The sequence below is a fragment of the Desulfurella multipotens genome (assembly GCF_900101285.1).
In the GTDB taxonomy this organism is placed as follows: domain Bacteria; phylum Campylobacterota_A; class Desulfurellia; order Desulfurellales; family Desulfurellaceae; genus Desulfurella; species Desulfurella acetivorans.
In genome coordinates this window covers 1-5,862 of record NZ_FMYU01000024.1, presented here as the reverse complement: position 1 = coordinate 5,862, position 5,862 = coordinate 1, and the positions used below count along the sequence as shown (strand labels likewise).

10 protein-coding genes and 1 pseudogene are annotated in these 5,862 nt (G+C 30.7%); 7 read left to right on the top strand and 4 right to left on the bottom strand.

The features are described from left to right. Positions 1-309 precede the first annotated feature (309 nt). Positions 310-588, bottom strand: coding sequence for a HepT-like ribonuclease domain-containing protein (locus BLQ93_RS09310; RefSeq protein WP_216818779.1), 279 nt, complete (start codon positions 586-588; stop codon positions 310-312). 324 nt (positions 589-912) lie between these two features. Here BLQ93_RS09310 and BLQ93_RS09695 point away from each other — a divergent pair. Then, positions 913-1,147 (top strand): annotated as a pseudogene (locus tag BLQ93_RS09695) (transposase); the annotation flags it as partial. Positions 1,148-1,346: 199 nt separating this feature from the next. Next, positions 1,347-1,649 (top strand): hypothetical protein, encoded by a 303-nt coding sequence (locus BLQ93_RS09300; protein WP_092129847.1) that lies wholly within the window; start codon positions 1,347-1,349, stop codon positions 1,647-1,649. 1 nt (position 1,650) lies between these two features. On the opposite strand, the gene BLQ93_RS09295 is transcribed toward BLQ93_RS09300, so the two are convergent. Beyond that, positions 1,651-1,872 carry a hypothetical protein gene (locus BLQ93_RS09295; RefSeq protein ID WP_092129845.1) on the bottom strand — a complete coding sequence of 74 codons (222 nt, stop codon included), beginning with the start codon at positions 1,870-1,872 and terminating at the stop codon, positions 1,651-1,653. A gap of 107 nt (positions 1,873-1,979) precedes the next feature. Between BLQ93_RS09295 and BLQ93_RS09290 the strand changes: the two genes are divergently transcribed. The 3 genes from BLQ93_RS09290 to BLQ93_RS09280 all read left to right on the top strand — a co-directional run bounded on the left by BLQ93_RS09290 (position 1,980) and on the right by BLQ93_RS09280 (position 3,422). After that, positions 1,980-2,762, top strand: a complete 783-nt coding sequence (locus BLQ93_RS09290) for an HD domain-containing protein (protein ID WP_092129843.1) — start codon at positions 1,980-1,982, stop codon at positions 2,760-2,762. Between the two features lie 207 nt (positions 2,763-2,969). Then, positions 2,970-3,194, top strand: a complete 225-nt coding sequence (locus BLQ93_RS09285) for a type II toxin-antitoxin system HicB family antitoxin (protein ID WP_092129841.1) — start codon at positions 2,970-2,972, stop codon at positions 3,192-3,194. A 3-nt stretch (positions 3,195-3,197) separates the two neighbouring features. Further along, positions 3,198-3,422: a type II toxin-antitoxin system HicA family toxin gene (locus BLQ93_RS09280; protein WP_092129839.1), complete on the top strand. Its 225-nt coding sequence runs from the start codon at positions 3,198-3,200 to the stop codon at positions 3,420-3,422. A 106-nt stretch (positions 3,423-3,528) separates the two neighbouring features. Here the strand turns inward: BLQ93_RS09280 and BLQ93_RS09275 are convergent, their stop codons facing one another. Next, positions 3,529-4,152: a tyrosine-type recombinase/integrase gene (locus BLQ93_RS09275; RefSeq protein ID WP_173801037.1), complete on the bottom strand. Its 624-nt coding sequence runs from the start codon at positions 4,150-4,152 to the stop codon at positions 3,529-3,531. A 198-nt stretch (positions 4,153-4,350) separates the two neighbouring features. Between BLQ93_RS09275 and BLQ93_RS09270 the strand changes: the two genes are divergently transcribed. Next, positions 4,351-4,683: an HU family DNA-binding protein gene (locus BLQ93_RS09270; RefSeq protein WP_092129837.1), complete on the top strand. Its 333-nt coding sequence runs from the start codon at positions 4,351-4,353 to the stop codon at positions 4,681-4,683. 123 nt (positions 4,684-4,806) lie between these two features. Further along, a complete protein-coding gene (locus BLQ93_RS09265) occupies positions 4,807-5,094 on the top strand; it encodes an HU family DNA-binding protein (RefSeq protein WP_216818776.1) in 288 nt (95 codons plus the stop codon). A 78-nt stretch (positions 5,095-5,172) separates the two neighbouring features. Here the strand turns inward: BLQ93_RS09265 and BLQ93_RS09260 are convergent, their stop codons facing one another. Beyond that, positions 5,173-5,772, bottom strand: coding sequence for a hypothetical protein (locus BLQ93_RS09260; protein WP_092129835.1), 600 nt, complete (start codon positions 5,770-5,772; stop codon positions 5,173-5,175). Positions 5,773-5,862 lie beyond the last annotated feature (90 nt).

The following is a 5,862-nucleotide window of genomic DNA, read 5'->3' as shown; positions in this document are numbered from 1 at the left end:
GTAAATCACCGTTTTTATAAATGCGATACTACCAAAAACCAATGTTGTTGACAAGAAAAAATATTGATGTATGCAACTCTATTTACCCTAAAATACCTAAAATCGTATAAAGTTGACATACCAGTCTGCTATTTAAGAAATGTAAAATGCTGATTTAAAAGCATTTCTTAGAATTCAGGGTTTTCAGAATTTGGGTTTATTCTGTATAGCTTTATGCGGTTATAATTATGTAAAGATATACTGGTTAAATTTGTTTATTTATTTGGCTTACCCTTTTTTATGATATTGGTTAAATTGGGTTCGGATTTTTTAATTCTCATCTTCTTTTAATAATTCGTAAATTTCCGCAATATCTTTAATAACTGTTTGCCATATTACTTCATAATCTACACCGAAGTAATCATGGGCAAGTTTATCTCTCATGCCGGAAATTTGTTTCCATGGAATATGTTTATATTTTTGCTTAACTTCTTTAGGCAGCTTTTTTGAAGCTTCGCCTATAATCTCTAAACTTCTAACAAATGCCCTTTTCAGATGTGAGTTATGAATAAAATCTTCATAAGATATATTACGAGAGGCATTTAGCAAATAATCGCATTCAATTAAATATCATCAATGTAATCTGAATAACTTCTGTTCATAAATATACAGCTTCCTGCAATACAGACTTTCCTGTGTTTGGTTTTAAAGCACTTTTTACACATTGGATGCCGAAAAAATCTATAAACTTATGGATGTTAGTCTAAAAACATCTGTGTATAGGATAATGTAGCACCTAAGAAAAAACCAAGAAGAAAAATAGACCATACAAGCTATCTGAAAGTGAAGTAATAACGATAATGATCTTATTCCATTTATCACACTACAGAAACTTCAAGTATTTTTATCTGGATTATATGTGCAACAGACTAAAGAAAGAACATAAAAAACAAGCTTATGTTTCTTGAAGACAAAATATCGCTTAGAAAAAGAGCAATTATTGAAACCGTAAACGATGAACTCAAAAATACACTACAACTGGAACACACAAGACACAAAAAACCCTATTAATGCTTTTGCCAACTGCTTGTGCACTCTAATAGCATATACCTATTTGCCAAAGAAACCATCTATAAGAAGATACCCTGATATGTTGGAGGCCGCTTAAATCGAACTCAGGTTAAAATAACATAAATAATCAAAAGAACGCAAAACAAACCATCAAAACTGTCATTTAAAAGTCTAATATTCTTTAACATGGTATACAATTGTTGGTACTAATTTTTATTGACAAAATAATATTTTAAACTAAAATGGTATAAAATTATATAAAATGTTTTACAATTTTATACCATGGAGGCTTTTAAATGGCAGAAAATAAGCAGAAATGTTTTGTGATGACCACTGATACTCTAAAAAAGTATGAAGAGTTTAAAAGCAAGGAAGGTTTAAGTTCTGATATGGATACATTTGCAAAATTAGTTAATTATGGACTTATGATGACAAGCCAATCGCTTGTACCAGTAGAAGTTGCAAGCGAAGCACAAGATAAGTTGGCAAAGGCAATGTTTGAAGTGGGACGTTTACAAGGACTTTTAGAAGAGTATCAAAAAGTAAAAAATAAAGGTTTTTTTAAACGTTTTTTCTGGGCCCTACAAGCAAACAAATAGTCTAATTAGTATTATTGTTTTTTTGTATTACTTCTAATTGAGGTGGTATATCCCAGTCCATAAGTATACACAGTTTTACAAAATTCCTAAGTGTTATGTTTGCATCACCTTTTAGAAGTCTAGAAGCTAAATCGTGGTTTAGGTATTTTGATAAATCATAGGTAGAATACCTATCTTTTATCTGTTTTATAGCTTGAGCGGATAATTTAATTCCAATATCCATATTTTTATTATAGATAAAAAAATAAATTTTTTCAACTTGACATTCCGTATATACGGAATATTATATGTGTGTATTCCGATTAATTGGAATACACAGGAGGTGTTTTTATGGTAAACTTTACTTTTATTTCTGATGTTTATAACCATACAACAATAAACGGTAAAATGTATAAAAGACTTAGATTATTTGGAAAAGAAAATGTAAGATATGGTATTATCTTTAATGAGCACAGTAGTATTGAAAAAAACACCTATGTAAAACTTATAGATTATGTATTAATAGACAAAAGTTTAAAGATAAACTCGTTTGAAACAATGCCATATTGTATTGAAAGCTTATTTGACACTGTTTATTTTTCTAATAAAGCAAAGCACTACATAATAGAACTTCATAAAATAATTGATTTCATTAAAGATGAATCTTTACATGAATTTATTAAAAAGGTTTTTTTAAATGCAAATTTGATAAGTAAATTCAGTGTGTTTCCAGCATCTATTAGAAGTCACGATAGTTTTAAACACGGACTTATAATACATACTATAAAAACAGCAAGGAAAGCTTTAGAAAGCTCATTGGGTCTTTCTCAGAAAGAGCAAGATTTTGCAATTACGGGTGCTTTACTACATGATATAGGAAAAACAAAAGCTTATACAAAAACAGGAGAAACTTTCGTATATCAATACACAAGCAAAGGAGATATGCTTGGACATAAAAATTTAGGCGTTGAACTTTTAAATGAATACTTTCAAGACTACAATATTCTATCGTTAGAAGATCAAATATATTTAAAGCATATTATGTACACACAGCACAATTTCGATTTTGATGTAAAATTATCAAAAGTTGCAGCTATAGTTAAAGAAGCGGATGAATGGGCTGCTGCAACGTAGAAAAAATAAGCCACATCCAAATACACGCAAAATTTGAGTCTTTTTTGAGCTGGGTAATGGTTTTCTATTAACTGAGTCCAAACATGTGCTCTAAGACCCCTTAAATTGCGTGTATGGGTAAACTGTAAAGTAGTTTTAAGACACTTTTGCAAAAATAAATTGACATAAGAATTAAAAGCAGTAGATTAAAATTAAGGAGGTTGAACTATGGAAAAACTTATAAATATCAAAATAGAAAAACTTCCAGAAGGTCTTTATCTTGCAACATCTGATGATATTCAAGGTCTTATTGCCCAAGGCAGAACAATTGAAGAAACTATTGAAATAGCAAGAGATGTAGCTAAAAAATTGATAGAGCTTCAAAATAAAGACTTTAGCGAAGAAGAAATTGTTTACAACAATCTTCAAATCCCAATTATTGTAGGTTTATAAGTAGTGGGTAGATTGTCTGGTTTTAAATATAGAGATGTTGTAAAAAGATTAAAAAAGTTTGGTTTTGAGTTTGCAAGACAGGCAGCTGGCAGTCACGAAATCTGGTATAATCCAAAAACAAACAAATATACAACAATTCCAAATCATCCAGGAGATATCCCTGAAGGCACTTTAAAAGCTATACTTAAACAGGCTGATGTAAAAATTGAAGAGTTTATAGAAAGTTGAAATTACGCTTTATGCGAAAATGTGAATTTTAGAGACATTTTCATTCAGGTTTGACACAAAAGATTGAACGGCCAAAATGGCCCACAAAAAAGTCTCCAAGCCCTATTTATATAAACCCCTTTTCCTTCAATATCCACTTTGCTTCTTGAGCACTTATTCTTAGGTAGATTGCAGTGGTGGTTAATGAAGAGTGTCCCAATAGGTCTTGTACAACTGTTACAGGAACTCCTGCTTTTAGTAAATCTATTGCTCTTGTATGTCTTAGAATATGTGGGTGAGAGATATCTTTTGGCAGGCCTGCCTTTTGAGCAAGCTCATAGAATTTTTTTCTAAAATTGCTATCTTTCAACCCTTTAAACACTGTGCCTTTTGTATCTGGAAACTGAGCTATAAATGTAGCCACTTCACTTATTATGTTTGCAGGCAAAGGCACTATACGGAATGTCTTTTTCTTTTGTTTTAGAGTAATAAGCTTTACTTCTGAGTTTCTAAAATCTATATCAGTATTGTCATCTATGCTTAATACTTCATTGAGTCTTGCTCCGGTATGTTTTAAAAACAAAAAAGCAATCCAGTATCTGCCACGTTTTTTACGATAGTTTTTATCCGACTTATCATAATAGTCCATAAACTCTTGAGTTATAGCGTTTAGCTGATCCTCGCTTAAGTATGCTATTTTTGTGTTCTTGTATGCTAAAGGCATACTGCTTGAATGCTTTATTAGAGCCATTCTATACTCCTTTTGGTTTACTTACATATTACTAATTAGCATAAATGGTTTTAAAAAGCAAAACAAACAGCGCTCTTTTGCAGATTGATGCTATTTAAAAAAAGCTAAAAGTCTAAAAACCATTGACAAAAAGCAAAAAATACAATAGCTTAATAAAATCTTTTGGCATTTTAAAAACTTTTTAAAGGAGAAAAGCTTATGACAAAAAATGAATTTGTAAAAGTTCTCTCAAAAAAAGCCAACTTGCCTCAAGAGCAAACCAAAGCACTGCTAAATGCCACGCTTGAGTCAATTGTGGAAGTTGTAAAATCTGGTGAAAAACTCTTATTTAGCGACTTTGGAACATTTTATATCTCAAACAGAGCTCAAAGAAAAGGAAGAAACCCTCAAACTGGAAAACCAATAACCATACCTGCATATAGGCTTCCTGCCTTTAGGGTAGGCTCAACATTCAAGAAAGCCGTAAATGAATTACCAAAGAAAGAAGAAAAACAAACCAAACAAACAAATGCAAAAAACAAAAAGAAGTAAAACAAAAAGGATACCATATAAACAAACCCTTTCTATTGCTTTTGGTGTATTTTTTCTCTTTACAAAAAGCTTTGTTTATGGCTAAATAAAAAAATACAGATATTTATTTAGGAGGTTTTATAAATGCCAGAGTCAATAGGAAAAACAGAACTAGCCAAACTATTGTCAGAGAAAACCAAAAAAAGCCAAAAAGACTCCTTAGAGTTTATTGATGCTTTTGTAGAAACTGTATCAGAGACTCTTTCTCAAGAAAAAGAAATAAACATAGTTGGCTTTGGAAAGTTCTATGTATCAAAAAGAGCAGCAAGAGTTGGCATAAACCCACAAACCAAAGAAAAAATTCAAATACCTGAATCCAAGCTTCCTATGTTTAAAGCAGGTGTAAAACTTAAAGAAGCCGTCAACGGCTAGTGGCTACTTTATTAAGCGATAGAAAAAATTTATCTATCGCTTGTTTTTGATTAATTTGGATACGACATTTGCTTTTCTTCAGCCGTTTTTCCCATTTTTACCCCTTAATAATAAATTCTCAACTCTTTCAACCGCATCTTTAACTTGCGGATTGTCTTGAAAAAACTGTTCCCAATTGATTTCGATTTTTCTGTAACTTCTAAATCGTTTTTTTGTGTGTAACTGCATGAAAGCTAACACCGCTGGGGGTAGATCTGTTGCTATATATATTAAATACAAAAATTTGTCAGTTATTTTCACATTGTATTTTGCCTTAAAATAATACAGCAAAACAAAATAGTTTTCATAGTTTTTTACCACATATCTGTTCATTCGGTAGCTTGTAAATTTAGTTGGGATTGTAAAGCTTCTATTTTTACCCAAATAATCTTCTATGTTTTCATCGGAAAACTCTGAAAAATATATATCTTTTAGTATAAGGTATTTTGCAAACTCAATGTCAAAAAATCTTTCCATAATCGTAGGCATCCTGAAAAACACTCTGCCTGTTTTTTTAGACACAACGGTTCTATTTTTCTGCCTGTTCTTTTGTGTTTTGTCTAGTAAATATTGCAGGTAAAAAACAAAGTTTTTTTGTATATTAATTTGTTTTAAAAGTTTTTGTTTTTCATCTTCCATTTTTACTCCTCCGTTTGTGCTTTTTAAAAGTTACTCGTTTTGTAACCAAATACCATTAAGTTACTAATGAAGTAACTTAATATACAGTTA

Coding starts and splice junctions, on each gene's coding strand:
- BLQ93_RS09295 (WP_092129845.1), bottom strand. CDS start 1,872: ATGGATATTGGAATTAAATTATCCGCTCAAGCTATAAAACAGATAAAA.
- BLQ93_RS09270 (WP_092129837.1), top strand. CDS start 4,351: ATGACAAAAAATGAATTTGTAAAAGTTCTCTCAAAAAAAGCCAACTTG.
- BLQ93_RS09265 (WP_216818776.1), top strand. CDS start 4,807: ATGCCAGAGTCAATAGGAAAAACAGAACTAGCCAAACTATTGTCAGAG.
- BLQ93_RS09300 (WP_092129847.1), top strand. CDS start 1,347: ATGGCAGAAAATAAGCAGAAATGTTTTGTGATGACCACTGATACTCTA.
- BLQ93_RS09290 (WP_092129843.1), top strand. CDS start 1,980: ATGGTAAACTTTACTTTTATTTCTGATGTTTATAACCATACAACAATA.
- BLQ93_RS09260 (WP_092129835.1), bottom strand. CDS start 5,772: ATGGAAGATGAAAAACAAAAACTTTTAAAACAAATTAATATACAAAAA.
- BLQ93_RS09275 (WP_173801037.1), bottom strand. CDS start 4,152: ATGGCTCTAATAAAGCATTCAAGCAGTATGCCTTTAGCATACAAGAAC.
- BLQ93_RS09285 (WP_092129841.1), top strand. CDS start 2,970: ATGGAAAAACTTATAAATATCAAAATAGAAAAACTTCCAGAAGGTCTT.